Annotated in this window: 23 protein-coding genes and 1 tRNA gene; 8 read left to right on the top strand and 16 right to left on the bottom strand. The window is 73.5% G+C overall.

Annotation, left to right across the window (positions count from 1 at the left end; all coding sequences use genetic code 11):
• Positions 1-37: 37 nt before the first annotated feature.
• From ACQP1P_RS37445 to ACQP1P_RS37435, 3 genes are all read right to left on the bottom strand, one after another.
• Positions 38-1048 (bottom strand): SDR family oxidoreductase, encoded by a 1011-nt coding sequence (locus ACQP1P_RS37445; protein ID WP_433078477.1) that lies wholly within the window; start codon positions 1046-1048, stop codon positions 38-40.
• A gap of 309 nt (positions 1049-1357) precedes the next feature.
• On the bottom strand, positions 1358-1864 hold the full coding sequence (locus ACQP1P_RS37440; protein ID WP_433078475.1) for a hypothetical protein: 507 nt from the start codon (positions 1862-1864) through the stop codon (positions 1358-1360).
• Between the two features lie 47 nt (positions 1865-1911).
• On the bottom strand, positions 1912-3072 hold the full coding sequence (locus ACQP1P_RS37435) for a DUF2786 domain-containing protein (protein ID WP_433078473.1): 1161 nt from the start codon (positions 3070-3072) through the stop codon (positions 1912-1914).
• A gap of 229 nt (positions 3073-3301) precedes the next feature.
• On the opposite strand from ACQP1P_RS37435, the gene ACQP1P_RS37430 reads away from it, so the two are divergent.
• Positions 3302-4267: a chitosanase gene (locus ACQP1P_RS37430; protein WP_433078471.1), complete on the top strand. Its 966-nt coding sequence runs from the start codon at positions 3302-3304 to the stop codon at positions 4265-4267.
• A 452-nt stretch (positions 4268-4719) separates the two neighbouring features.
• Positions 4720-5643 (top strand): hypothetical protein, encoded by a 924-nt coding sequence (locus ACQP1P_RS37425; RefSeq protein ID WP_433078469.1) that lies wholly within the window; start codon positions 4720-4722, stop codon positions 5641-5643.
• Here the strand turns inward: ACQP1P_RS37425 and ACQP1P_RS37420 are convergent.
• From ACQP1P_RS37420 to ACQP1P_RS37405, 4 genes are all read right to left on the bottom strand, one after another.
• Positions 5633-6847: an MFS transporter gene (locus ACQP1P_RS37420; RefSeq protein ID WP_433078467.1), complete on the bottom strand. Its 1215-nt coding sequence runs from the start codon at positions 6845-6847 to the stop codon at positions 5633-5635. The genes ACQP1P_RS37425 and ACQP1P_RS37420 overlap by 11 nt on opposite strands.
• A gap of 83 nt (positions 6848-6930) precedes the next feature.
• Positions 6931-8799, bottom strand: a complete 1869-nt coding sequence (locus ACQP1P_RS37415) for a hypothetical protein (protein WP_433078466.1) — start codon at positions 8797-8799, stop codon at positions 6931-6933.
• 78 nt (positions 8800-8877) lie between these two features.
• Complete coding sequence (locus ACQP1P_RS37410; protein ID WP_433078464.1) at positions 8878-9870, bottom strand: hypothetical protein; 993 nt, start codon at positions 9868-9870, stop codon at positions 8878-8880.
• Positions 9871-9912: 42 nt separating this feature from the next.
• Entirely contained in the window at positions 9913-10992 is a 1080-nt protein-coding gene (locus ACQP1P_RS37405) for a diguanylate cyclase domain-containing protein (RefSeq protein WP_433078462.1), read from the bottom strand.
• 115 nt (positions 10993-11107) lie between these two features.
• Between ACQP1P_RS37405 and ACQP1P_RS37400 the strand changes: the two genes are divergently transcribed.
• Positions 11108-12019 carry a hypothetical protein gene (locus ACQP1P_RS37400; RefSeq protein ID WP_433078460.1) on the top strand — a complete coding sequence of 304 codons (912 nt, stop codon included), beginning with the start codon at positions 11108-11110 and terminating at the stop codon, positions 12017-12019.
• Here the strand turns inward: ACQP1P_RS37400 and ACQP1P_RS37395 are convergent.
• On the bottom strand, positions 12016-12375 hold the full coding sequence (locus ACQP1P_RS37395; protein ID WP_433078458.1) for a GntR family transcriptional regulator: 360 nt from the start codon (positions 12373-12375) through the stop codon (positions 12016-12018). The genes ACQP1P_RS37400 and ACQP1P_RS37395 overlap by 4 nt on opposite strands.
• Before the next feature lie 29 nt (positions 12376-12404).
• Positions 12405-12929 (bottom strand): TetR/AcrR family transcriptional regulator, encoded by a 525-nt coding sequence (locus tag ACQP1P_RS37390; protein WP_433078456.1) that lies wholly within the window; start codon positions 12927-12929, stop codon positions 12405-12407.
• A gap of 61 nt (positions 12930-12990) precedes the next feature.
• On the opposite strand from ACQP1P_RS37390, the gene ACQP1P_RS37385 reads away from it, so the two are divergent.
• Positions 12991-13875 carry an NADP-dependent oxidoreductase gene (locus ACQP1P_RS37385; RefSeq protein WP_433078454.1) on the top strand — a complete coding sequence of 295 codons (885 nt, stop codon included), beginning with the start codon at positions 12991-12993 and terminating at the stop codon, positions 13873-13875.
• Positions 13876-14014: 139 nt separating this feature from the next.
• Here the strand turns inward: ACQP1P_RS37385 and ACQP1P_RS37380 are convergent, their stop codons facing one another.
• From ACQP1P_RS37380 to ACQP1P_RS37365, 4 genes are all read right to left on the bottom strand, one after another.
• Positions 14015-14776: an ABC transporter permease gene (locus tag ACQP1P_RS37380; RefSeq protein WP_433078452.1), complete on the bottom strand. Its 762-nt coding sequence runs from the start codon at positions 14774-14776 to the stop codon at positions 14015-14017.
• 10 nt (positions 14777-14786) lie between these two features.
• Entirely contained in the window at positions 14787-15530 is a 744-nt protein-coding gene (locus ACQP1P_RS37375) for an ABC transporter ATP-binding protein (protein WP_433078450.1), read from the bottom strand.
• Entirely contained in the window at positions 15527-16390 is an 864-nt protein-coding gene (locus tag ACQP1P_RS37370) for a hypothetical protein (protein WP_433078448.1), read from the bottom strand. The genes ACQP1P_RS37375 and ACQP1P_RS37370 overlap by 4 nt, the downstream gene beginning before the upstream one ends.
• Positions 16391-16614: 224 nt before the next feature.
• Positions 16615-17124 (bottom strand): toxin-antitoxin system HicB family antitoxin, encoded by a 510-nt coding sequence (locus ACQP1P_RS37365; RefSeq protein WP_433078446.1) that lies wholly within the window; start codon positions 17122-17124, stop codon positions 16615-16617.
• A 41-nt stretch (positions 17125-17165) separates the two neighbouring features.
• Between ACQP1P_RS37365 and ACQP1P_RS37360 the strand changes: the two genes are divergently transcribed.
• A complete protein-coding gene (locus ACQP1P_RS37360) occupies positions 17166-18752 on the top strand; it encodes a PQQ-binding-like beta-propeller repeat protein (RefSeq protein ID WP_433078443.1) in 1587 nt (528 codons plus the stop codon).
• Between the two features lie 49 nt (positions 18753-18801).
• On the opposite strand, the gene ACQP1P_RS37355 is transcribed toward ACQP1P_RS37360, so the two are convergent.
• A tRNA-Val gene (locus ACQP1P_RS37355) sits at positions 18802-18873 on the bottom strand.
• A 75-nt stretch (positions 18874-18948) separates the two neighbouring features.
• Between ACQP1P_RS37355 and ACQP1P_RS37350 the strand changes: the two genes are divergently transcribed.
• On the top strand, positions 18949-19986 hold the full coding sequence (locus ACQP1P_RS37350; RefSeq protein WP_433078442.1) for a TRM11 family SAM-dependent methyltransferase: 1038 nt from the start codon (positions 18949-18951) through the stop codon (positions 19984-19986).
• A 13-nt stretch (positions 19987-19999) separates the two neighbouring features.
• On the opposite strand, the gene ACQP1P_RS37345 is transcribed toward ACQP1P_RS37350, so the two are convergent.
• Positions 20000-21442, bottom strand: coding sequence for a beta-N-acetylhexosaminidase (locus tag ACQP1P_RS37345; RefSeq protein ID WP_433078440.1), 1443 nt, complete (start codon positions 21440-21442; stop codon positions 20000-20002).
• A gap of 204 nt (positions 21443-21646) precedes the next feature.
• Positions 21647-21988 (bottom strand): hypothetical protein, encoded by a 342-nt coding sequence (locus ACQP1P_RS37340; protein ID WP_433078438.1) that lies wholly within the window; start codon positions 21986-21988, stop codon positions 21647-21649.
• Between the two features lie 29 nt (positions 21989-22017).
• Between ACQP1P_RS37340 and ACQP1P_RS37335 the strand changes: the two genes are divergently transcribed.
• Positions 22018-23127: a damage-control phosphatase ARMT1 family protein gene (locus ACQP1P_RS37335; protein WP_433078436.1), complete on the top strand. Its 1110-nt coding sequence runs from the start codon at positions 22018-22020 to the stop codon at positions 23125-23127.
• A gap of 198 nt (positions 23128-23325) precedes the next feature.
• The gene (locus ACQP1P_RS37330) at positions 23326-23826 is read left to right on the top strand and encodes a hypothetical protein (protein ID WP_433078434.1); all 501 of its coding nucleotides are present in this window, start codon (positions 23326-23328) and stop codon (positions 23824-23826) included.
• Positions 23827-23829: the final 3 nt, after the last annotated feature.

Here is a 23829-nt window from a genome sequence, read left to right as displayed (position 1 = left end):
ACCGGCTATCAGGCACGGGCCGAGCCGAGGGAGCGTGTCAGCGGCGGCGGGCCACGGCGGCGCCGGCCAGGAGGACCAGACCCGCGCCGGCTGCGGCCAGCAGGCCGTGGTGCTGCGACGCCCACAGTTGCGGCGCGCGCCGCGTCGAGCGGTCGTCGAAGCCGCCGTGCGCGCCGAAGTCGGTGGTGCGGTCGGCGGGCTGCCAGAGGTTGCGCGGCTGGTTGGGGCTCCGGCGCTGCGATGTCTGCTGCGAGTCGTACCCGGTCCGCGCCAGGTACCGGTCCAGCACCCCGGGAATGAACTTGTCCGCGATGAGCGTGCCGACCGTCGAGGCGCCCACCCAGTACTCGCGCCGGCGCGGATGGTCCGCCGCGTACACCACGGCCTTCGCGGCGATCTCGGGCTGGTAGATCGGCGGCACCGGCTGGGCGTGCCGGCCCAGGCGGGACAGCACCCAGTCGAACTGCGGCGTGTTCACCGCCGGCATCTGCACCATCGTCACGTGCACGTTGCGCTTGTCGTGCATCAGCTCGGCGCGCAGGGACTCGTGGAAGCCCTGGATCGCATGCTTCGCACCGCAGTACGCGCTCTGCAGCGGGATTCCCCGGTACGCCAGGGCCGAGCCGACCTGCACGATCGTGCCCCGGTCGCGGGGGAGCATGCGATCGAGGGCGGCGCGGGTGCCGTAGACGTAGCCGAGGTACGACACCTCCGTCACGCGCTTGAACTCGTCCGGCTCGATCTGCATGAACGGGGCGAAGACCGACGTGAACGCGTCGTTGACCCAGACGTCGATCGGGCCGAGCTCCCGCTCGACCCGGCTCGCCGCGGCGTCCACGGCGGGCTGGTCGGCGACGTCGACGGGGATCGGCAGCGGCCGCCCGCCCAGCTTGCGCACGTCCGCGGCGGCCGCCTCCAGGCCGGCCTCGCCGCGGGCGAGCAGCGCGACGGAGGCCCCGCGCGCCGCGAACCGGCGCGCCACCGCGCGCCCGATCCCGCCGCTGGCCCCGGTGACGACAACGACCTGCCCAACGCCCTCATGCTCCATGAGCAAGGCATACCCGGCGGCAAACCGGGCGTAACAACCGGAGAGCGCTCTCCCCGAAAAGCCCGAGGCACCTTCTTGACAGGAGCGACCACAAGGAGAACTCTTCAGAGAGCGCTCTCTCACTCGGGGAGCGCCGAACCTCTCCGCCAAGAGGCAGCGATGCACCGTGCCCGCATACGCGTCACCGGTCGCCGCGAGTTCCGGGGCGAGCGCCACCTCCGTGTGGACGGCCACGCCCTGACCAAGACCCCCTGAGGGCGGGGGAGGCGGGGCCGCGCACACCAGTTGGCGGAGTGCGCGGCCCCGCTCTTAGAACCGCTGCGGCGCAGCCCCGTACTGCAGCGCCTGCATGAACCGCGGGTCGGACTTGGGCACCTCGACGAACTGCCCGTCCTGCGACACGAACGCGCCCGCGACCGTCTGGGCCGCGCTGCGCGCCGCGACGATCAGGCCGACGAGGAACGCGACCAGGCCCAGCAGGAACATGATCGGCCCGGCGTCGCCGTCGATGGTGGCGATGCCGACGGCGAACAGCACGATGCCGAGTCCGAGCACGGGCAGGCCGATGCCCAGGTTGCGGGAGCGGGCGGCCTTGCACTGCGCGCACCACGGCCAGGCGGGCGCCTGGACGGTCTTGCGCAGGATGGTCACCACGATGACGTACACGATGACGGCCAGCAGGATCAGCACCGGCGTCCAGGACGGCGGCTTCGAGATCAGCTTCATGCGCTTCATCTCGATCGCCGGCTCGCCATGGCGCGGGCAGACGTGCGGCAGATGGCCGTTGGCGACCTGCGCGGCGGGTAATCTGAGCATGGGCGGGAGGGTCCCACGCGATCCGCCCGGCCGCGTCGGACGTTCGATCAATTCAGGATCGCCCGGTCGGCCGCCTCCCGGCCCGACTCCCAGCCCTCGCGGCTGTCGACCCGGCTCCCGCGCCCGCGCACGGTGCGCGGGAACACCCGGGCCATCGTCTCGCGCACCTGCTCGTCCCGGGAGCGCAGCACCGGCAGCAGGTCGCTCGCCGCGGCCGTCTCCTCAATCGCCAGCTCCGTCGCGTGGGCCAGCCGCTCGCCGATGCGCACCGCGTACGCGACGAGGAACGACTGCCGGAACGTCTTGAGCCGCGCCCGGCCCGCCTTGCCGCCCGGCGGCTCGGCCTTCGCCATGGCCCGCCCGGCCTGCACGAGCAGCGAGGTGTACAGCAGGTCGACGGCGTCGATGTCCGCGTCGAACCCGAACACCGTGGTGAAGCCGAGGTCGGGCGACCACACGGTGTGGCAGCGGTTCGCCTCCGCCACGGCGCTGAGCAGCGAGGCCTTCTCGCCCTCGTACGGGTGGTCGACCCCGATCCGCCGCGCGAACGGCACCACCTCGGCGCCGCCCTCGCGCCCGGCCAGCAGCGCCTCGTCGATCGCGTGGCGGGCGATGAGCTCCTGCGCCTTCGCCGTGTACGTCTCGGCCTCGGCCGGGTAGCCGGTCGACTCGGCCTTGGCCAGCAGCGCCCGCACCCGGTCGAGCAGCCGCTCGTCGACCCTCGACGCGCTGGGCCGGCGTCTCGCAGCGGCCCCCGGCGGCGGCACCAGCACCTCGATCGCCGGCAGCTCGGCGAGCACGACGAGCAGGCCGACGAGATCGTCGACGACGGAGATCCGGTCCAGCCGCCGCCGGGCCGTGAGCTCGCTGACATAGCGCGCGTCGGCGCTCCACCACACCTTCGCCGCGAGCTCGTCGGCCTGGGCGAGCCAGCGGTCGTCGACGCTCGTGCGGTCGTACCGCCGCAGCAGCCCGGCGATCCCGTCCACGACGGCGTGCGCGAGCAACGGCCGGTCGGTCCCGCCGCGGCGCACCACGGCCCGGTGCAGCTCGGCCGGCTGCCACCCGCCCCGCACGAGCCGGGCGACGGCGTCGGCGACCGCGGCGAACAGGGCGGGGTCGACCTCGGCGGCCGGGGCGACGGCGAGGAGGTCGAGCCCGTCGTCGTAGGCCACCGCCCCGCGCACGAGGTCGTCGATCTGCTTCACCGCGCCAAGGCTACTGGCCGAGTTTCGCGGGCTCGTACGCGTACAGCCAGGCCGTCGCCCACCCGTAGAACACCTCGGCTGGCGGGGCCGCTTCCTTAGCGGTGTCACTCGGACGTGATGCGGCGGGCTGAGGCTTGCCTGAAATCCAGCTTTGGCGCGCTGTCAGCGGTCCCTCACGCGTGGTCCGATCCTCCCGTCGCAACCGTGAGGCCGGGAGGGTTCGATGCACATGCCTCGCAGGCTCGCCGGGTGGCTCGCCGCCGCCGGGGCGCTCGTCGCGCTGCCGCTCGCCGTCTGGGCCGACGTCGGCGCCGAGGCCGCCACGGACGCGCTGCTGCCGGCGGGCCGGCGGGCCGAGGCTTCGTCGGTCGCCGCCCCGCGCCGCCCCGGCCGCGCCTCGCAGGCGGCCCCGGTGACCACCTCCGGCGCCCCGCGCCCGTCGCGGCCCGCGAGCACCCAGCCGGCCACGGACACGGCGACGGCCGCGGGCACCGGCCTGGCCGACCCGCGCAAGAAGGAGATCGCCATGCGGCTGGTCTCCTCGGCCGAGAACTCGAGCCTGGACTGGAAGGCCCAGTACCGCTACATCGAGGACATCGACGACGGCCGCGGCTACACCGGCGGCATCATCGGCTTCTGCTCCGGCACCGGCGACATGCTGGACCTCGTCGAGGCGTACACGGCGCGCGTCCCCGGCAACCCGCTCGCGCGGTTCCTGCCCGCGCTGCGCAAGGTCAACGGCACCGACTCCCACGCCGGCCTCGACGGCTTCCCGGAGGCCTGGCGCTCGGCCGCGGCCGACCCCGCGTTCGCGAGGGCCCAGGACGACGAGCGCGACCGCGTGTACTTCGACCCCGCCGTGACCCAGGCGAAGTCCGACGGCCTCGGCGTGCTGGGACAGTTCGCGTACTACGACGCGATGGTCATGCACGGCCCCGGCCCCGGCGCGGACAGCTTCGGCGGCATCCGCGAGGCGGCGCTGGCCACGGCGAAGCCCCCGGCCCAGGGCGGCGACGAGACCGCGTACCTGACCGCGTTCCTGGATGCGCGCGCCGCGGCCATGCGCACGGAGGCCGCGCACAGCGACACGAGCCGCGTGGACACCGCCCAGCGCCAGTTCCTCAGGGACGGCAACCTGGACCTGCACACGCCGCTCGCGTGGGAGGTGTACGGGGAGAGCTACCGCATTCCATAAGATCCATGGCTCGGGTCCGCGTCACGATCTGACCGTTGCTCCCGCCAGACAAATGGGCGGGCCCGAGGGCCTTCGGCCGGAGGGGCCCGCCCAGCCAGGTCCGCGGTGCCAAGAACCGGATATGCCGGGCGCTGGCGCGCCCGACATATCCGACATCTCGGAAATGCGCGAAGGGTCGTATGTGGCGGCCAAGCTCTGGCGGCACGCAGGGCTTCACAAGGCCCTGCCGGGGTGTCCGGGCCGGCGCGGGTCGTGCGCGGCCGTCAGGTGGCCGTCGACCACCCGGCGCATCGATCCCGTCCCGGTCCGTGATCGGCAAGCGCCGGGCGCCCCTTGGCGCGGGTGCGTACGATCGCTGGCGTGGCGCTGGCGATCTTCGATCTCACTGCATTCCCGCGCGCGGCGAACGCGCCCGCGCGCCGGGCCCGGCTCGGTGCCGGCGGGCCGTCGCGATGACCGCCCCCGAACCCCTGCAGCTGTGCACCGAGGCGCTGGCCACCGCCCGCGTGCAGGGCCTGAGCGCCGACGCCCCGATCCACGCGCTCGCCGCCACCCTGGGCGCCGAGTTCACCGAGCACGCGGACCTCGACGGCCTGTACCGCGACTTCGGCGAGGTCGAGGTCCACTACGAACGCCTCGGCCCCGACGAGCCGTGGCAGGGCCGCTTCATGGTCGTGCGGGCCGACCGGCTCCCGGCCCGGGTCCGCCTCGACGACCTGCGGGAAGAGCTGCGCCGGGTCGGCCAGAGCCTCGTCCAGCTGCCCGCGACCCGGGCCGGCGCCACCGACCGGACCCTGCGGGCGCCCCTGAGCGGCTCGACCGTCACCACGGCCGAGGACGGCACCGTCATCGCGATCGCCGCGCCCGTCTGGCCCGTGCCCGACCTCCCGGCCCTGCCCGAGTCCCGCTGGCGCGCGGTCTGCGAGAGCCTGTCGCTGCTGCTTCCGCTGTCGCGCACCGAGCGCGCCGAGTGGCTCGCCGACCGGGTCCCGGACACCTCCGAGGCCGCCGAATGGTGGACCTCCCTGCTGCACCCGCTCGCCAGCCTGCGCTTCGGCGACCCCGACCACGCGGCCGACTGGGCCGGCCTGGAGCTGTGGCTGCTCGACCAGGCCGCCGACGCGGGCGTGTGGCCCCGCGACGAGTGGGTCTGGCGCTGGATGTGGTTCGTGCGCAGCCTCACCGCCCGCGCCGCCGGGCCCCACGCCGCCGACCTCACCCGGCTGAGCCTGGCCCACCTGCCGATGACGGTCGCGCAGCTGCACGCCCTGCCCCCGGACTGGCGCGCCCTGACCGCCGCCGACCTGCGCCGGGCCCGGACCGCCCGCGCGCTGCTGTCCGTCGCCACCGCCTACGGCGCGAGGGTCATGGGCTGACCTCGGCGCGGCGCTGCCCCGCGGCCGGTGGACCGGCCGGCCCCGAAGGCTCGGACGGCTGCGCGAACAGGTACCCCGCGCACAGCACGAGCACCGCCGCGATGCTCGCCAGCAGCGCCTGGTAGCCGGCCACGGCGATCAGCCCGGCCCCGAGCGCGATCGACGCGGTCTGCGGCACGGTCACGGCCATGGTCGCGGCCGCGAAGACCCGGCCCTGCATCCCGTCGGGCGTGGCGCGCTGCAGGCGGGTGGTGAACCCGACCGTCAGCCAGGGCAGGCTGATGCCGAACAGCGCGGCCCCGGGCAGTACCGCCGCATGGGCCGCAACCGCCTGCAGCAGCGCCCCCGCCGCCCCGGCCAGCATGCCCGCGGCCATCAGGCGCGCCTCGCCCAGCCGCCGCGCCAGCGGCGCCGCGCTCGGCCCGCCCACCAGCGCCCCCGCCCCCTGCACGGCGGCGAGCACCCCGACGAAGGCGGGGGAGCGGTGCAGCCCCTGCCCGGCGACCGCGAACACGGTGGTCTCGCTGAAGCCGAAGACGCACAGCGCGCCCGCCGCCGCCAGCACCACGGGCCGCAGCCGGGGCGAGCGGGCGATGAACCCGAGGCCGCCGCCCCCGCCCGCGAGCCGCCGCGGCCGCCGCTCCTCGACCCGCAGGCGCAGCAGGCAGGCGATCGGCACGGCGCAGCTGACCACGTCGACCAGCACCGCCGCCTTCGGCCCGGCCGCCACGAACAGCCCGGCCCCGAGCAGCGGCCCGACCAGGCGCAGCGACTCCTGGGCGGTGCGCAGCAGGCCGTTGGCGTCGGCGAGCAGGTCGCGGGGGACGATCGAGACCAGCAGGGCGGACTGCGCCGGGATGAGCAGGGTGTACGCCGCGCCGCACAGCGCCATCGAGCAGTACACGAGCCAGATCCGGCCCGGGCCGTCCACCGCCAGCAGCGGCAGGACGGCCGCCCCGGCCGCGGCGTTGGCCCAGATGAGCAGCGAGCGCCGGCGGAACCGGTCGACCAGCGCCCCGGCCAGGGGCCCGAGCAGCGCCGGGGCGGTGAAGCAGAGGAACACCAGACCGGCCGCCGCGTTGCTCCCGGTGAGCGTCTTGACCCACACGCTCATGGCCAGCCACAGGGTCGAGTCGCCGAGCAGTGACACCGTCTGCCCGAGCAGGTACGTCCGGGCCGCCGGCACGGCGAGCAGGCGCCTCACCCGCGCGCGTCCTCGATCGGCATGACTCGATGGACGCGCGCGGAGCGCGATCTGTCAACCGCTCCGGGCCACCGGGCCGGCCGCTAGAGCGCGCGGACGTCCCACATCCACAGGCCGCCGGTGTTGGTGCCGGGGCCGTAGAGGTCGGTGAGCGTGGTGCGCACCGCGGCCCACTGCGCGCCCTCCGGGGCCAGGATCAGCGACGTGTGCCAGTACCGCAGATCCGCGCGCGCCTGCGCCCGGTCGGCGTCGGTGACCGGCGGTACCGTCTGCTGGTACATCGCCTGCGTGAAGAGCCGGTCGGTCGGGCGCAGCACCGGCCCGACGAAGGCGTGGTGGCCGGTGACGCCGTCGGCGGGGCCCAGGAAGTACCCGTGCGAGACCTTCATGTTCGTGTTGGTCGACCCGGCCCAGAAGATCGCCGTCGGGAAGTCCCACTGCGGCAGCGGCACGATGAGCACCGTCTGATCCGCGCCGACGTACTGCTTCCACGTCCCCGCCGCCACGAACTGCGGGACCGCGGGCCGCGTCACGACCTTGATCGGCATCGGCGCGGCCGGCACCAGCGCCGCCGCGAGCGCCGTGACCAGGAACAGCCGCCGCGTGCGCACCGGCAGCCCGTGCACGTCGGTCAGCCGCTGCACGCCGAGCGCGAGGATCGGCACGACCGCCCAGGTCGTGACCTCGCCGAGGCGGGTCGGCAGCAGCGTGTCGAACAGCGGCAGGTGCTGCAGCACCCAGAACGGGCCGGGCACGGAGGTGTCGCGGCCCTGGAACTGCAGCGGGGTGCCCCAGGCGAGTATCTGGAAGCCGAGGCCGGTGATCGCCAGGCAGCGCACCAGCACGTCGTGCCACTGCCAGATGACCAGCGCGACCAGCAGCAGGACCAGGGCCCAGCCGAGGAAGCCGTGCTCCTCCGCGCCCAGCGGCGGCGGGGGCTCGCCGAAGCGGCGCAGGCGCTCGGCCACGCTGTTGCTGCCGTACGAGGTCAGGCCGAGCACGTCCATGCGGAACGTGGTCATGTACTGCTCGCCGCCGTTGTACGCGCCCGGGCCGAAGAACTGGAACCACAGCGGGTAGGCGAGCACCACGAGGGAGGCGCCCATGGTCACGCCGAGCCCGGCCGCGAGCGGCCGGAGCGCGGCCCGCACCCGGTCGCGGCGCTGCACCGCGTAGAGGATCAGCACGGCCCCGATCGCGAGCGCGGCCAGGAACAGCGTCTCCTCGTTGATGAAGACCTGGTAGACGACGAGCGCGGCCAGGATCAGCCCGTTGCGCACGGGGCGGCCCTCGAGCAGCTTGAGCGAACGCCAGGCCAGCAGCGGTACCAGGAACTGCGCGACGAGGTTCACGTGGTAGGACGCGTGCGAGGTCACCGCGGGCGCGAACCCGCCGACGAGCCCGCCGACCCAGGCGGCGGTGCGGCTGGTGACCAGGTGCCGGGACAGCACCCAGTACCACGCGGCCGCGGTCCCGGCGATGCCGAGCACGATCAGGATGTCGAACGTGACCTGCGGGCCGAACAGCAGCGTGATCGGCGAGAGGGGCAGCCCGAGGCCGAGGACGCTCGTGTTGGCCATGCCGTTGACGCCGAGCGGGGCGTTGTACTGCACGATGTGGAACGGGTTCTCGCCGTGCGACACCACCCGGGCCGACCAGGCGAGGAAGTATTCGGCCTGGGCCCGGTCGCCGGGGCTGATCGGCATCCGCCGGCCGTAGTGGGCCAGGATCGGCGCGACCACGAACAGCGCGCCCAGCACGTAGCTGCCGAGCGCGAGCAGGTCGGCCCGGCGGCTGGTCGTCCGCGTGGTGGTGATGGCGGCGATGCTGTCCGATTCCTCGCTGGTGGTGCGCGGCGCCCTGCCGCGCTGTCGCACGAGCCTGCCGGTGGCAGGTGCGGTCGTGTCGTCCGCGTCGTCCGTGTCGTCCCTGCCGGCCGTACCCGTCAACATCGCGTGACAATATCAGCGGGGCGGATCCGTGAAGCCGGACCCGCCCCGCGTCGTTCGCCACCCTCGAACGGCCGCTGCCTACCGGCTGCGCTCGGTGTAGGTGATGGTCGGCATGGGCATCGGCTGGGTCCCGAACGTGTCGGTCGGCATCGGCACGGGCAGCGCGGCCGTCGGCTGCGGCGCCGGGTTGCCGAACGTGTCGGTCGGGGCCGGCACCGGGATCGGGTTGCCGTTGATGTCGGTCGGCACCGGGGCCGGGATCGGGTTGCCGTTGATGTCGGTCGGCAGCGGCGCCGGGTTCACCGTGTCGGTCGGCACCGGGCCGGGGTTCACCGTGTCGGTCGGCATCGGCACGGGCAGCGTGGCCGTCGGCTGCGGCACCGGGTTGCCGAACGTGTCCGTCGGCATCGGCACCGGCGTCGGGCTCATGGTGTCGGTCGGCATCGGGACCGGGTTGCCGAACGTGTCGGTCGGCGCCGGCACCGGTGCGGTGGCGCAGGTGTCCGTCGGCGTCGGCACCGGGGCCGTGGCGGTGTCGGTCGGCATCGGGTTCGCCGTGTCGGTCGGCATCGGGTTCGCCGTGTCGGTCGGCATCGGGTTCGCCGTGTCGGTCGGCGTCGGTACGGCGCCCCCGCCGAAGGTCGGCGTCACGCCCGGCATGGTGCTCGCGGTCGGGTTCGGGATCGGGTCCTGCGTCGGCAGCGTCGACGGCGTCTCCTCCACCGTGCCGGCGGGGCCGCTCGGCGTGTCGAAGGCGCCCGGCGGAATGATCACCGAGGCGCCCGGCGCGGGCAGGCTCGGCGGCATGATGATCGTGCCGCCCGGGTTGGGCGTCCCGGGGTTGCCGAACGTGTCGGTCGGGCACGGCGTCGCGGTGGGTGCGCCCGGGTAGGCCGTCGTCCAGGCGCTGAGCGCGGGGTCCGGCGCCAAGGTCTCGGCCGCGCGCACGCCGCCGGGCACGGTCTGCGCGCCGGCTCCGGTCTGGTGGACAACGCCGGCGGTCAGCACGGCGAGGAAGCTGGCGGCCCCGACCGCGACGGGCAGTCGCCGTTTGCTCTTGCTGGCAGGCATTGGGTGAAACCCCCGTTGGTCTCGGTAGCAGTCACCCTATGTTTACCCTTCGCTACTCCAAGTAGTCAGAAAACGAGGATCTTTACGCCGTTCGTCGCGCGTGCTGCTCGACGCCACCCGGTCGCGGCCCCGTACCTTGGCGTCGTAGAGGGCCCGGTCCGCCGCGGCCAGGAGCGTCTCGGCGGCGGGCACCGGCAGGTCGGCCGTGGTGGCGAGGCCGATGCTGAGCGTGGGCAGCCCGCCGGGCAGGTTCGAGCTGCTCGCCACGTGCGCGCGCACCTGCGCCGCCACGGCCCGGGCGCGCTCCTCGCCGCCGGCGACCACGACCGCGAACTCGTCGCCGCCGAGCCGGGCGGGGCAGTCGCCGGGCCCGGCCGCTGCGCGCAGGGCCGCGCCCACCCGCGTGAGGACGGCGTCGCCGGTGCCGTGCCCCCAGGTGTCGTTGATCGTCTTGAAATGGTCGACGTCGATGATGAGCAGGGCGCGCTGGGCCCCGGCGTGCAGCGCCCGGCCCAGGTCCAGGTCGAACGCGCGCCGGTTGGGCAGCCCGGTCAGCGGGTCGGTGAGGGCCTGCTCCTCGAGCCGGTTGACCAGCGCCTCGGACCGGGCCTGCAGCTTCGACACGACGACCGTGGAGACGACGTACGCGGTCACGAGGGCGGCGATGTCGGTGACGGCGGTCACGTCGGACTTGATCCAGAAGGTGACCACGGCGTCGGTCAGGCTGGCCGCGCCGAGCAGGACGTACATGATGTCCCGGCGCACGAAGGTCGCGGCGTACAGCAGGGGCCACAGGAAGTACAGGTGCGCGCTGACGCTCACGTCCCGCGTGACGAGGTTCAGGACGCCGATCAGCAGGACCGCCAGGAACGGCACGATCACCCAGAACACCTCGGGCACCCGCTGCGGGGCCAGCCGGCACAGCGCACCCGCGGCCACCATGGCCCCGGCCACGGCCTCGGTGGTCAGCACGCCGAGCGTCGATCCGCCCGCGAACCCCGGCACGAGCAGCGCGCAGGCGCCGACGACCGAGCCGCCGGCCATGAGGAAGTACGCCACCGCCCGCGTCGCCGCCACCCGGTCGCGCGCGTGGATCAGGGGCCGGACCGCTGCGCGCCACACCGAATGCCGATCGGCGGCGCGGGTGCGAAGCTGAGCCTTCGCCGACTTTCAGACACCGTGGTGTAGCGAGGGCCGACTATGCTGCGCGGGGTCTTCAGTGTGCCGAGGAGCTTTCATGTCTGACCCATACGCGCCCCAGCCGAACTACGACCCCTATGGCCAGCAGCAGCAGCCCTCCTACGGCCAGGGATACGGCCAGGGCTACGGCCAGCAGCCCCCGGCGTACGACCAGGGCTACGGGCAGCAGCCGCCCTCCTATCAGCAGCCCCCCGCCTACCAGCAGCCCCCGTCGTACGAGCAGCCTCCGTCGTACGACCAGGGCTATGGCTACAACCAGCCGCCGCCGCTCTACACGCCCCCGCCCAAGAAGAAGGGCAACGGGCTGCTGATCGGCCTGGGCATCGCCGCGATCGTGGTCGTGCTGTGCGGCGGCGTCGGCGCGGTCGCCTACGTCAACCTGTCCAAGGACGACGAGGCGAAGACGCCGACGGCGACCTCGTCGACCGGGGGCACGAAGCCGCAGGCGTCGCCCGGCTCGACCCGCACCACGAGCGCCCCGAAGACCCCGAAGGTCACGCTCACCGACCCGGCCACCATCGGCAACTGGAAGAAGCAGTCCAACCAGGACCAGGCCAAGACGATGAGCCAGCAGATGACGGACGCCGGCGTGCAGAACCCGTTCGCCGCGCAGTACCAGAACACCCAGAAGTCCTCCCAGGTCGTCGTGGCCTGGGGCGGCACCGGCTCCGGGTTCAGCGTCGGCGGCCCGGACAAGCAGCTCAAGGACTTCTTCGACGGCGCCTTCAAGTCCCTCGGCGGCACCGGCAGCGACTCGACCCCGTTCGACCCGGGCAAGCTCGGCGGCAAGGCCGAGTGTCAGAAGACCGACGCGACCGGGGTGACGCTGTCGATCTGCGCCTGGGTCGGTACCGACGCGCTGCTGGCCTTCATGTTCAACCCCATGGAGCCCGCGGCCGCGGCCATCCAGGCGAAGCTCATGCTCCAGTCGATGGCCGTCGCCGGCTAGGTCCTGACGTTGAGCGCCGCCTCCGCGATCCGCAGCCCCTCCTCGGGGCCGATCCCGGAGGCGGCGACGACGGCCGCGAACTCCTCGGCCGCCCGCCGCACCCGCTCCAGCGCCGCCTGCCCGGCCGCGGTCACGTAGGAACCGGCCCGGCCGCGCGTCTCGATGAGCCCGGCGTCCTCCAGCTCGCGGTACGCGCGGGCGACGGTGTTCACGGCGAGCCCCAGCTCGGCGGCGAGGCTGCGGATCGTCGGCAGCCGGGTGCCCACCGCGAGCGACCGGTCCCGGATGCGGGCCGCGACCTGCAGCCGCAGCTGCTCGAAGGGCGGCACCGCCGACCCCGCGTCGATGACGAACATCACGCCAGTATCACGCCAACAGCCCAGTATCACGCCAACAGCCCGGCCAGCACGACCTCCGTGAGCCGCGACGCCGCCTCGGGCACCGCACCGACCCCCGCGATCCCCATGAGCCCGGCCCGCACGTCGCGCACCGTCAGCCCGTCGCGCACCACACCGGCCCGGACCGCCCGCGCGACGAGCGCGTCGAGCTGCGCGGCATGGTCGGCCCGTTGCACGGGAAAACGCCGCAGCAGGACTTCCCCGAGCCCGCCGGCCTCGGCCCGCCGCCCCGCGAACCCCCGCACCACCAGCTCCAGCCCCACCCGGGGATCAGCCTGCGCCACCGCCGCCCGCAGGTCCCGCTGGCACCCGGCGACGAGCTCGTCCAGCACCGCGTCGACGAGCTCCCCGCGGCTGGGGAAGTGCCGGTAGACGGTCGCGACCCCGACGCCCGCGGCCCGCGCCACCGCCCGGGTCGGCACGTCCACCCCGCCGGCCCCGAACGCCGCCCGCGCCCCGGCCACGATCCGGTCGCGGTTCTCCAGCGCGTCGGCGCGCCGTTTCCGAGTCACCTGCGGCTCCAAGACACTCACTTCCGGCCGGTCCGGCGGGGACGTGCCTACGGTAGCCCGCATGCTCGCCGTACAGTTCGCGCAGTTCGGACCGCCCGAGGTCCTCCGGCTCGCCGAGGCCCCCGATCCGCACCCCGGCCCGGGGGAGGTGCGCATCCGGGTCCGCGCCGCGGGCGTCTCACCCGTCGACGTCGCGCTGCGGGCCGGCACGTCCCCGTCCGCGGCCCGGCTGCCGCGCCCGCACATCCCCGGCGTCGACGCGGCCGGCGTGATCGACGAGCTCGGCCCCGGGGTCACCGGCTGGGCGCCCGGCGACGAGGTCTTCGGCATCGTGCCGCTCGCGACCCTCGGCGGGGCCACGGCACGGCTCGCCGTCCTGCGCCACTGGGCCCGCCGCCCCGGACCGATGCCGTGGGCCGAGGCGGGCGCGGCCGGGACGAGCCTGGAGACGGCCACGCGCGCCCTCGACCGCCTCGCGCTGGAGCCCGGGATGCGCCTGCTCGTCACCGGCGCGGCGGGCGGGGTGGGAAGCATCGCCGTGCAGCTCGCGGTGCTGCGGGGCGTGCGGGTGTACGGCACCGGCAGCGGCGACGCCGCCGACTTCGTGGCCGCCCTGGGCGCCGAGCCCCTGGGCCGGGAGATCGCCGGACGGTTCGACCGCGCCCTGGACACGGCCGGGGGCGGGCTCCTCCCGGCGCTGATCGAGGCCACCGGAGACGCGGCCCGCGTGCTGACCATCGCCGACTTCGCCGCCCCCGGGCTCGGCGTCGCCCTGTCGATGGGCGAGGCGGCGGGGGAGCCCGGCGGCCACCACGGGCTGGCCGAGGCGGCCCGGATTCGGGTGCCGCTGCAGGCCACGTACCCGATGTCCGACCCGCCCGCCGCGCACCGCGCCTTCGAGACCACCTCCCGCCGCGGCAAGCTCGCCTGCGAGATCGACGCCTAGCGCGGCTCGAGCGCCGAGACGAGCGGACTCGGGGTGCTCTCGTGGGCCGCCTCGCATCTCCGCCGGCTCTCCGACGGCGCGAAGGTACCGCCCGGCCCGGCCCGGTCGTCCACGCCGGTGACCGGGCCGGGCGTGCGTCCTAGGCGTTCTTGCGGCGGAAGGCGGCCATGGCGAAGGCGTACGCCACGACGAGGATGCCGACGCACCAGGCGAGCGCCGCCCAGATGCCGGTGCCGACCGGCTGCCGCGTGAACAGGTCGCGGATCGCGTCGACGATCAGCGTCACCGGCTGGTGCTCGGCGAAGGCGCGCACCGGGCCGGGCATGGTGGCGGTCGGCACGAAGGCCGAGCTGATGAACGGCAGGAAGATGAGCGGGTAGGAGAACGCGCTCGCGCCGTCCACCGACTTCGCGGTGAGGCCGGGGATGATGGCGATCCAGGTCAGGGCGAGGGTGAACAGGGCCAGGATGCCGGCGACGGACAGCCAGGCCGCCGGCCCCGCCGAGGAGCGGAAGCCCATGAGCAGGGCGACGAGTAGCACGGCCACGACCGAGATGAGGTTGGCCACCATCGAGGTCAGCACGTGCGCCCACAGCACGGACGAGCGGGCGACCGGCATGGACTGGAACCGCTCGAAGATGCCGCTCTTCATGTCGAGGAAGAGCCGGAATGCGGTGTACGAGATGCCCGAGGCGACCGTGATGAGCAGGATGCCCGGCAGCAGGTAGTCCACATAGGACTTCGAGCCGGAGTTGATCGCGCCGCCGAACACGTAGACGAACAGCAGCATGAACGCGATCGGCATGATCGTGGTGGTGATGACGGTGTCGAGGCTGCGCGTGATGTGGCGCAGGGACCGTCCGGTCAGCACGGCGGTGTCGCCGAAGAAGTGGCTGGTCATCGCGTGTCCTTTACCTGTCCGCGCCGACGATGGTGAGGAAGACGTCCTCGAGGGTGGGCTGCTTTTCGACGTACTCGACCTTGGCCGGCGGCAGGAGCCGGCGCAGCTCGGCGAGGGTGCCGTTCACGATGATGCGGCCCTCGTGCAGGATCGCGATCTGGTCGGCGAGCTGCTCGGCCTCGTCGAGGTACTGGGTGGTGAGCAGCACCGTCGTGCCCCGGCCGGCGAGCTCCTTGACCGACTGCCACACCTCGATGCGGCCCTGGGGATCGAGCCCGGTCGTCGGCTCGTCGAGGAAGATGACCGGCGGATCCCCGACCAGGCTCATCGCGATGTCGAGCCGCCGCCGCATGCCACCCGAGTAGGTCGACACCTTCCGCGCGGCCGCGTCGGTCAGTGAGAACCGTGCGAGCAGGTCGTCGGCGATCCGGCCCGGCTTCTTGAGGTGCCGCAGCCGGGCGACCAGCACGAGGTTCTCGCGGCCGGTGAGGATCTCGTCGACGGCGGCGAACTGTCCGGTGAGGCTGATGGACTCGCGCACGTCCGCCGGCTGCCGGCCGACGTCGAACCCGTTGACACGGGCGGTGCCCGCATCGGCCTTGAGCAGCGTGGAGAGGATATTCACGACCGTGGTCTTCCCGGCCCCGTTCGAGCCGAGCAGGGCGAAGATGCCGCCCTTGGCCACCTCGAAGTCGACGCCGTGCAGCACCGGCACCTTGCCGTACGCCTTCTGCAGGCCTTGCACCTGGATCATGTCGTGGCTTCCCTTCGGGGGGTGGTGACGCGGCGGACGAAGACGTTGCCGTAGTTGGCGTGCAGGTGGAGCTCGACCGTGCGGTCGCTCCCGGCGGCGTCCGGGTCGGGGGTGAGTTCATTGCGGACCCGGCCGTTGGCGGAGCTGGCGTCGATCCAGGCCGCGATGCCGGTCGGGACGCCGACGTCGATGTCGGCGTGGCCGTTGTCGAGCCGGAACGTGCCGCCGCCGACCTCGCGGATGCGGATGGGGCCGTGGGCGCTGCGCGCGGTCACGTCGCCGAGGGCCCGGTCGATGGTGAGCGCCCCGGACGTGGTGACCTCCACGTCGCCGGCGGCGGTGCCCAGCTCCAGGCTGCCGTGCGAGGCCCGCAGCCGGGCGTTGCCGCGCACATCGACGATGCGTACCGTGCCGTGGCCGGCGGTGAGCTCGAGGGGGCCGGTCACCTCGGCGATGTCGGTGCTGCCGTACGGCACCTCGAGGACGAGCCCGGCGATGGTGTCGGCGGTGACACCGCCGTACTTGAGCACGATCCGGGCATCCCCGAGGACGCCCCGGGTCCGCACCGAGCCGTACGCGTTGTCGATGGTGACCCGCGACCCGGTCGGGACCTCGCAGCGGACGTCGACCGAGTCGCCCTTGCCGAACAGGCTGAGCCGGCGCGGGACCTTGACCCGCAACCGGCCGTTGTCGAACCCGACCGTGGTATCGCGGGCAAGCGACTCGTCGCCGTTGCGGCCGGCTCGGCTCGGCACGATCTCGACGACGGCGTCGGGCCGGTCCGAGGCGACGATGTCGACGAACGCGACACCGGCGGTGACGTCCAGGTCGATCGGCCCGGACACGTCGTAACTGGGCATTGGTTGGCCTCCACGTGGGCATGCCGGATCGGTCCCGCCAGGCGACGGGACTGCGCAACTGTTGATGTGGCTCTTGGCTCGTGGCTCGCGTCTGGCCGGGTCAGCGGGCCCAGCCGGTGAAGCGCTCGCTGTTGCTGGTCTTGCGTGTCGTGTCTGGCCGGGTCAGCGGGCCCAGCCCGTGAAGCGCTCGCCGTTGCTGGTCTTGCGTGTCGTGTCTGGCCGGGTCAGCGGGCCCAGCCCGTGAAGCGCTCGCCGTTGCTCGTCTTGCGCGTCGTGGCGGGCCGGGCGGCGGGTTCCAGGGCGGCGGCGATCGCGCGGACGAACCACGAGTTCACCGACACCCCCTCCTCGGCCGCGGCCTGCTCGACCCGGGCCTTGAGCCGGTCGGGCAGCCGCAGCGTGGTCCGCGAGGTCACCGTGTCGTCGAGCGGCTCGGCCGGCGCCGCGACCTCGGGCGCCTCCGGCCCGCCCGCCGCGTCCGTCCCCGGCACCGCGGGACGGGTCACCACCAGGTGCGGATCACGCCCTCGCAGCACGACGTCGACCGAGCCGGGCGCGATCTGCCGCGTGACCTCGCCGGCCACGTCGCTCAGGACCCCCAGCAGCATGAGGCGCACCGCGGCGTCGAGGGCGGCGTTGAGCTGCTCGGCAACGGCCCGGGCGGCTTCGTCGCCGTGCTCGGCGGTCGCGGCCAGCTGCGTCTGAAGTTCGGAGACGTACCGGTCGAGGTCCATGACACCAAGCTAACACCCGAGTGGTGTCAGGACAAGTCCATATGACACCACACGACACCATCGAGACACCGCGGATGGTGTCACCGGCTCAATTGCGTTGTAGACGTGTTCTCGGCCGGCTCGAGCGGCTCCGCGCCCTCGCAGTGCGCTGGATCGTCGGCCTCGGGCCGTACGTCTGGCCGAGCATCGTCACCCAGCCGTCCGTCCAGGTTTCCGCGGAGTCGCGGGCCGGTTGTACGCGACGAATGTGGGCAGGTCGAGGGGCTGGAACAGACGGGTGCGTCGAGGTGAAGCGCTTGATACCGTCGGTGACGGTGATTGACCTCGATGCGGAACCGCGCGGTGCGACGCGGCGTTTCCGCCGGCCCTGGCGGGAGTTCAGCCTGCTCCTCGTCGGGGTGCTGGGGCTGGCCGGTGGCGCGCGGCCGGGAACGTCGCTGGACCCGGCGGTGGTACTGCGCGGCGACGGGGTGAGCGCGGTCGACAGTGACGGGTCCGCGATGTACGTGGTGTCGAGGGCCTCCGTGGCGGCGTACCGGATGCCGGACGGTGCCCGGCGGTGGGCGGTGCCGGTCGCGGCCGGTACGCAACTGCTGGCCGTGGACGAGGCGCGGGTGGTCGTGGGGGTCCAGGACGGTACGGGCTTGGCGGCGGCGGCGTTGGTCGGGCTCGATGCCGCCACCGGCGCGCCGGTGTGGCGGACCACCGGCTACGTACCGGTGGGGCACGGCTGCGAGTGCGGGGTGGTAGTCGCCGAGATGTACCCGCCGGGCGGCGACCCGGAGCAGCAACGGCAGCGGTTGACTCCCTACCTGGCCGGCATTGACGTCCGCACCGGCGCCGTGCGCTGGTCGCTCGTCACGCCGCCGGGTGGCCGGCGGCGAGTCCTGTCCGGCTCCAGCGATCGGGTCCGGATCGCGGTGCTCGGCACCGATGGCACGCTGCGGCTGCACAGCGCCGAGACGGCCGAGGTCGTGCGAACGGTCCACCTGGAGGAGCCCGGGCAGATCGACGAGTTCACCATCTCCGGCGACCGGCTGCCGATCTACCGCTCCGGGCTGGGAACCATCCTCGGCACCACCGCGTTCGACCTGGCTACCGGCCGGCGGCTGTGGCAACGCACGGCCGAGCCCGACGGCGAGAGCCTCTGGTGGTGCGGCCGGGCGGTCTGCGCCCGCGCGACCGACGGGGCGAACGACGGGCCGACCGTGGTGCTGGACCCGGACACCGGACGCGAGCGATGGCGCGTGGGCGAGCGGACAGATCTGGGGGGCCTCACCGATCGGTACATGCTGGCCACGCCGTCCCCGCCGGACGGCCATCACCTCGTGCTCGACGCGGCCACCGGCCGGGTCGTCCGCCGCATCGACGGCTGGGAGCCGGTCGACGATCTGGCGGGAACCCGGTTGCTGGTCGCGGGCCGTAGCGCCGCCGGCGGCTCGCTGATCGCCCGCCTCGATATCGAGACCGGCACGGTGACGGTGCTCGCGCGGGCGCCGCGCTGGTCTGCTCCGCCGGAGTGCTTCACCACGGGAACGCTGTTGGCGTGCAAGCTGGACCAGGACCGCATTCCAGTCTGGCGGCGGGCCGCCGTGCCCGCCGGGTGGGGCAAGAGTCAGACCCCCTGAATGGCTCAGAGGCCGCTTCCGACGATCGGAAACGGCCTCTGAGCTGCTGTGGGCGATACTGGGATCGAACCAGTGACCTCTTCGGTGTGAACGAAGCGCGCTCCCGCTGCGCCAATCGCCCCTGCCGCTGAACTGTACATCACCAGGGTGCGCCCCTGCATCCCGGTACCGCCCGTGTCGGTAGGGTGGTGGACCTATGGCCCTGTACGCGCTGCTCATCCTGCCCTCCGCCAATCGTGTCTACGCCGACGCGTCAGTCGAGCTCACCTGCGCTGAGCTGCGCGCGTTCGACCGGGGGGTGCTCGGCAACCGGCTCGGTGCGGTGGGGCCGCGCGTCGTCGGCGGGGTGCCGTACGTGACGTTCGAGGCGGACGAGCTCACCGAGCGCGACGTCGCGGTGCTCGGGAATCTCTCGTCCGGGTATGCGCTGTTCGAGGTCGTCGGGGAGCTGCTGCGGCCGATGCGCATGACCTCGCTCGATCGGTTCGATGACGATCTCATCACCATCCAGAAGTACCAGGGCAAGACGAACGAGCAGTTCACCAAGCTCCTGCTCAACGTCACCCTGCTCGCCTCCGACCACGCCTCGGAGCTGCTCACGCGGCGGTTTCGCGTGCTCGATCCGCTCTGCGGGCGGGGGACGACGCTCAATCAGGCGCTCATGTACGGGTTCGACGCCGCCGGCGTGGATCGGGACCAGAAGGACTTCGAGGCGTACGCCGCCTTCATCCAGACCTGGCTCAAGCGGAAGCGGATCAAGCACAAGGCCGAGTTCGGGCCGGTGCGGCGGGAGCGGCAGGTGGTCGCGAAGCGGCTGCGCATCGAGCTCGCCGCCGACAAGGACGACTACAAGTCCAAGGCTACCCAGCTGCTCGACGTCGTGAACGTGGACACCCTGCGCTCGCGGGAGTTCTTCAAGGACGAATCGTTCGACCTTGTCGTGACCGACGCGCCCTACGGGGTCCAGCACGGCAGCCGCACGGCGGGCAAGGGGCTCGCGCGCAGCCCGGAGGACCTGCTCGCGGAGGCGGCGCCGGTGTGGGCGCGGCTGCTGCGGCCGGGCGGGGCGATGGGCGTCGCGTGGAACACGTTCGTGGCCAAACGAGAGCTCGCGGCCGGCCTGCTGGCGGAGGCGGGGCTCGAGGTCGTCGACGACGAGCCCTACCGGTCGTTCCGCCACCGTGTCGACCAGGCGATCATGCGTGACGTCCTGGTCGCGAGGAAGCCCGCCTGAACGGCGAGCCCGCTCAGAACACCGTCGGGTCGGGGTGGAAGGCGACGCCCCGCAGTGTCCACCGTGGACCGTGCGCGGCCAGCCGGGCGCGGAACCCGGCCCAGTCCCGTCTGGCCTGCGGCGACCACGCCACCTCGGCGACCGCCGGCAGGCGCGGGAACGTGAGCAGGTCGATGTCGGCCACGGTCGCGACCGACTCGGTCCACAGCGGAGCCTCGATGCCGGCGATGTCGCACGGGCCGGGCAGCAGCGTGTCCGGGTCCCAGTCGTACGCGGTCCGCGTGGTGATGTACCCGGCCCAGTCGTGGCCGATGGGCGTCTCGGCGGTGTAGCGCATGTCGAGGTACACCCGGTCCGCGGGCGACAACAGGATCCGGTCGCCCTGCGCGAGCGCGGCCAGCAGGTCCTCGTCGGGCTCGGGTTTGGCGCCCCAGTACTGCGCGATCCGCCCCGGTTCCCGCTCCGCCGGCCCGATCTGGTGCCAGGCGACGACCGTCTTGCCCAGCGCCGTCACCATCGGCTGCACGCGGGCCATGAAGGTCCGGTAGTCCTCCGCGGACGTGTTCTCCGCCTCGTCGCCGCCGATGTGCAGCCACGGCCCGGGCGTGATCGCCGCGACCTCGGCGAGCACGTCGCGCACGAACGCGTACGTCTCCTCGCGGCCGACCACGAGCGTGCTGAAGCCGACCTCGACGCCGGTGTACGCCGCCGGGGCCACCCCGTCGTCGTTGAGCTCCGCGCAGGCGTGCAGGGCCGCGTTCGTGTGCCCCGGCATGTCGATCTCGGGCACGACGGTCACGTGCCGCGCCGCCGCGTGCGCGACGATCCGCGCGTAGTCGGCCTGGCTGAACCACCCGCCGCCCGCGCCGCCGACCTGCGTCGCGCCGCCCACCCGGGCCAGCTGCGGCCGCGACTCGATCGCGATCCGCCAGCCCTGGTCGTCGCTGAGGTGCAGATGCAGGACATTGATTTTGTACCGCGAAAGCTCGTCGATGAACCGCAGGACGACCTCGACGCCGAAGAAGTGCCGGGCCACGTCCAGCATCGCCCCGCGGTAGGAGAACCGCGGCTCGTCGGCGATCCGCCCGCCCGGGACGGTCCAGGGTCCATCCTGGACGGTCGCGGCGTCCACACTGGACGGCAGCAGCTGCAGCAGCGTCTGGACGCCGTAGAACAGCCCCGCCTCCGTACGGGCCCGAACGACGATCCCGTCTGCCTCGACGACGAGCTCGTAGCCCTCGTCCGAGCCGTGCTCGACCAGCCGCAGCTCGATCGCGGGGTGCGGATGGGCGGCCTCGACGGGCAGCGCGAACCCGGTGGCCGGCCGCAGTGCCTCGGCGAGGTACGCCCCGGTGGAGGCGGAGTCGGAGCGGATCGCCGCGTCGGCTCGTAGCTCGAAGGTGGCGTTCGACGGCTCGACGAGGGCCGGGACGGGTACGACCGTGATGTCGTTCATGTCCCGATCATCGCAGCAAAGCGGCGCCCGGGTCGGCCCCGTGCACCGCGGACGCGGACCGGGGCCGGCCGCGTGCCGGGGCCGCGAACCCCGCCCGGCCCGCGAATCCCACCCGGCCAGTGCGTCGGGGGCGCGGACCCCGCCCGGCCCGCGTGCCGGGCCGCGAATCCCGCCCGGCCGGTGCGCCGGGGGCGCGGACCCGGCTCAGCGGGCGCGCTGGGGCGGGTGACGCTGGGCCTGCGACGGGGGCACCGCCGGCTGGGCCTGCTGCTTCTGGCGCGCCTTGACGGCCAGCCGGCTCAGGTAGATGAGCGCGCCGCCCAGGACGCCGACGTCGTCCAGGTAGATCGGGTCGGGCAGCAGGTCGATGGGGAAGATCGTGTAGATGATCGCGCCCCAGAAGACCCAGCGGCCGCCGACGCCCATGGCCTGCAGGTATTTGCCGGTCTTCCAGACCCGGACGGCCAGGATGATCGCCACCACCAGCAGGGCGACCAGCACCAGGCCGCCGATCACGAAGAGGGCGTAGAGCCAGTCGTCCGACATGGCTCGAGTTTACGGGCGATACTGCCCCCATGCCCGTCGAGCCACCCGTGATCGTCAGCAGTGACCCGAGCTCGTTTCCGCATTCGGTGCTGCGCGACCGGCACCCGGCGATCGTGGCCAAGGTGCTGGCGGCATATCCGTACGCACCGGAGGTACAGAAGCGGCTGGAAATGCTCTTGCAGGAGCAGGCCGTCGCGCCGCTGGACGACGGCGCGCACGACGCCGCGGCGTGGGCGGTCTGGGGCGCGGGGATGTGGGGGCGGTCGTGGTACGACGTGCCGTTCCTCTTCGCCGAGAACTTCTTCTACCGCCGGCTGCTGGACGCGGTGGGCTACTACGCGCCGGGTGCCTGGCGGGGGATCGACCCGTTCGGGCCGCAGAAGGCCGCCGACCTGCCGGGGGAGCGGGAGCTGGCCGAGCTCGACGCGCTGCGGGCGCTCCCGGAGCCCGAGCAGGCCGCGGGCGTGGTGCGGGCGGCGCTGTGGGGCAACCGGGCCGACCTCGGGTTCGGGCTGGTGGCCTCGCACGCGCAGCGCGTGGAGGAGCTGCTGGTGGACGACAGCGCGCGGCTGTGGAGCCTCACCCGGGGTGGCACGGTGATCGTGGTCGCCGACAACGCGGGGCGGGAGCTGCTGCCCGACCTGGTACTCATCGACTTCCTGCTGCGCAGCGGGCGGGCGTCGCGGGTCGAGCTGCACGTCAAGCCGGCGCCGTACTTCGTCTCCGACGCGCTGACCGCCGACGTGCTGGCCGAGCTCGGCCGCTTTCCCGCCGGCAGTGCGATCGGCGGGCGGCTGGACGGTGCGCTGCGCCGGGGGCAGCTGGAGCTGTACACGGAGGACTTCTACTGCGCGCCGCTGACGTTCCACGACGCGCCGGGCGGGCTCGCGGCCCGGTTCGCGGCGGCGGAGCTGACCATCCTCAAGGGGGATCTCAACTACCGCCGCCTGGTCGGGGATCGGAGCTGGCCGGTGGACACGCCGTTCGAGGAGGTCAGCGCGTACTTCCCGGGCCCGGTCGCCGCGCTGAGGACGGTGAAGTCGGATGTGGTGACGGGAGTGGCCGCGGACGCGGAGCGTGCACTGCCCGCATCATGGCGTACAAGCGGCGCTTTTGCCCTTGTCCAGGTGCGCGGCTGAGGTCGTGGCGGCGAAGGTCGGGCCGGCCCAGGACTTGCAGGAGTTCGTCATGCTCAGCACTCTGCCGTGACGGACTTGGCGAGCACTTGCGGCGGACTTGCGAAGGCCCGCAAGCGTGTCCGGGGTCACCCTCGGGAGTGGCTTTTGCCCCGGTGTACCGGGGTATCGCGCCACCTCCCGATGGAGAGGAACGCGCGCATGCAACCTGAAGGCGACGAGCTGGCGCCCCAACCGGATGAGGACGCCCCGCCCGCGCCGGAGAGCGTTTCCGCGGCCCCCACGGACGGGTCCGCACCGGTCAGCGGGGCGGCGCCCGTCAGCGGGCCGGCGTCCGTCAGCGGGGCGGCGCCGGTCAGCGGGCCGGCCCCGGCGCACGGTTCGGCGGCGGTCAACGGCTCGCCGTACCGCCCGGTGGGCGGCTCGGCGGGCACCCTGGCGGCGCTGTGGAACGACGGCGACCGGCAGCGCATCAAGGCCAAGTGGCAGGAGCTCCAGCTGCGCTTCATCGACGACCCGCACCTGGTGGCCGGCGAGGCGGAGCGGCTCGTGCAGGAGGCGGTGGCCTCGCTGAGCGCGTCGCTGGACGCGCGCCGGGGCCAGCTGCACCAGCAGCGGGCCGCCCGCGGGCTGGACACGGAGAACCTGCGCGCCTCGCTGCGTGACTACCGCGAGTTCCTCGATCGCATCCTCGGACTGTGAGGG

The sequence above is a fragment of the Dactylosporangium sp. CA-052675 genome, from assembly GCF_050947935.1.
In the GTDB taxonomy this organism is placed as follows: domain Bacteria; phylum Actinomycetota; class Actinomycetes; order Mycobacteriales; family Micromonosporaceae; genus Dactylosporangium.
The sequence above is the reverse complement of the archived record's forward strand: the minus strand, read 5'-3'. Positions and strand labels throughout refer to the sequence as shown.

What these genes read in the sequence shown, in the direction of transcription:
- ACQP1P_RS37385 (WP_433078454.1), top strand. Translation starts at nt 12,991, where the DNA reads ATGCTCGCCGTACAGTTCGCGCAGTTCGGACCGCCCGAGGTCCTCCGG.
- ACQP1P_RS37400 (WP_433078460.1), top strand. Translation starts at nt 11,108, where the DNA reads ATGTCTGACCCATACGCGCCCCAGCCGAACTACGACCCCTATGGCCAG.
- ACQP1P_RS37375 (WP_433078450.1), bottom strand. Translation starts at nt 15,530, where the DNA reads ATGATCCAGGTGCAAGGCCTGCAGAAGGCGTACGGCAAGGTGCCGGTG.
- ACQP1P_RS37380 (WP_433078452.1), bottom strand. Translation starts at nt 14,776, where the DNA reads ATGACCAGCCACTTCTTCGGCGACACCGCCGTGCTGACCGGACGGTCC.
- ACQP1P_RS37440 (WP_433078475.1), bottom strand. Translation starts at nt 1,864, where the DNA reads ATGCTCAGATTACCCGCCGCGCAGGTCGCCAACGGCCATCTGCCGCAC.
- ACQP1P_RS37340 (WP_433078438.1), bottom strand. Translation starts at nt 21,988, where the DNA reads ATGTCGGACGACTGGCTCTACGCCCTCTTCGTGATCGGCGGCCTGGTG.
- ACQP1P_RS37350 (WP_433078442.1), top strand. Translation starts at nt 18,949, where the DNA reads ATGGCCCTGTACGCGCTGCTCATCCTGCCCTCCGCCAATCGTGTCTAC.
- ACQP1P_RS37415 (WP_433078466.1), bottom strand. Translation starts at nt 8,799, where the DNA reads ATGTTGACGGGTACGGCCGGCAGGGACGACACGGACGACGCGGACGAC.
- ACQP1P_RS37335 (WP_433078436.1), top strand. Translation starts at nt 22,018, where the DNA reads ATGCCCGTCGAGCCACCCGTGATCGTCAGCAGTGACCCGAGCTCGTTT.
- ACQP1P_RS37370 (WP_433078448.1), bottom strand. Translation starts at nt 16,390, where the DNA reads ATGCCCAGTTACGACGTGTCCGGGCCGATCGACCTGGACGTCACCGCC.
- ACQP1P_RS37365 (WP_433078446.1), bottom strand. Translation starts at nt 17,124, where the DNA reads ATGGACCTCGACCGGTACGTCTCCGAACTTCAGACGCAGCTGGCCGCG.
- ACQP1P_RS37430 (WP_433078471.1), top strand. Translation starts at nt 3,302, where the DNA reads ATGCCTCGCAGGCTCGCCGGGTGGCTCGCCGCCGCCGGGGCGCTCGTC.
- ACQP1P_RS37345 (WP_433078440.1), bottom strand. Translation starts at nt 21,442, where the DNA reads ATGAACGACATCACGGTCGTACCCGTCCCGGCCCTCGTCGAGCCGTCG.
- ACQP1P_RS37425 (WP_433078469.1), top strand. Translation starts at nt 4,720, where the DNA reads ATGACCGCCCCCGAACCCCTGCAGCTGTGCACCGAGGCGCTGGCCACC.
- ACQP1P_RS37395 (WP_433078458.1), bottom strand. Translation starts at nt 12,375, where the DNA reads ATGTTCGTCATCGACGCGGGGTCGGCGGTGCCGCCCTTCGAGCAGCTG.
- ACQP1P_RS37410 (WP_433078464.1), bottom strand. Translation starts at nt 9,870, where the DNA reads ATGCCTGCCAGCAAGAGCAAACGGCGACTGCCCGTCGCGGTCGGGGCC.
- ACQP1P_RS37445 (WP_433078477.1), bottom strand. Translation starts at nt 1,048, where the DNA reads ATGGAGCATGAGGGCGTTGGGCAGGTCGTTGTCGTCACCGGGGCCAGC.
- ACQP1P_RS37330 (WP_433078434.1), top strand. Translation starts at nt 23,326, where the DNA reads ATGCAACCTGAAGGCGACGAGCTGGCGCCCCAACCGGATGAGGACGCC.
- ACQP1P_RS37360 (WP_433078443.1), top strand. Translation starts at nt 17,166, where the DNA reads ATGACACCACACGACACCATCGAGACACCGCGGATGGTGTCACCGGCT.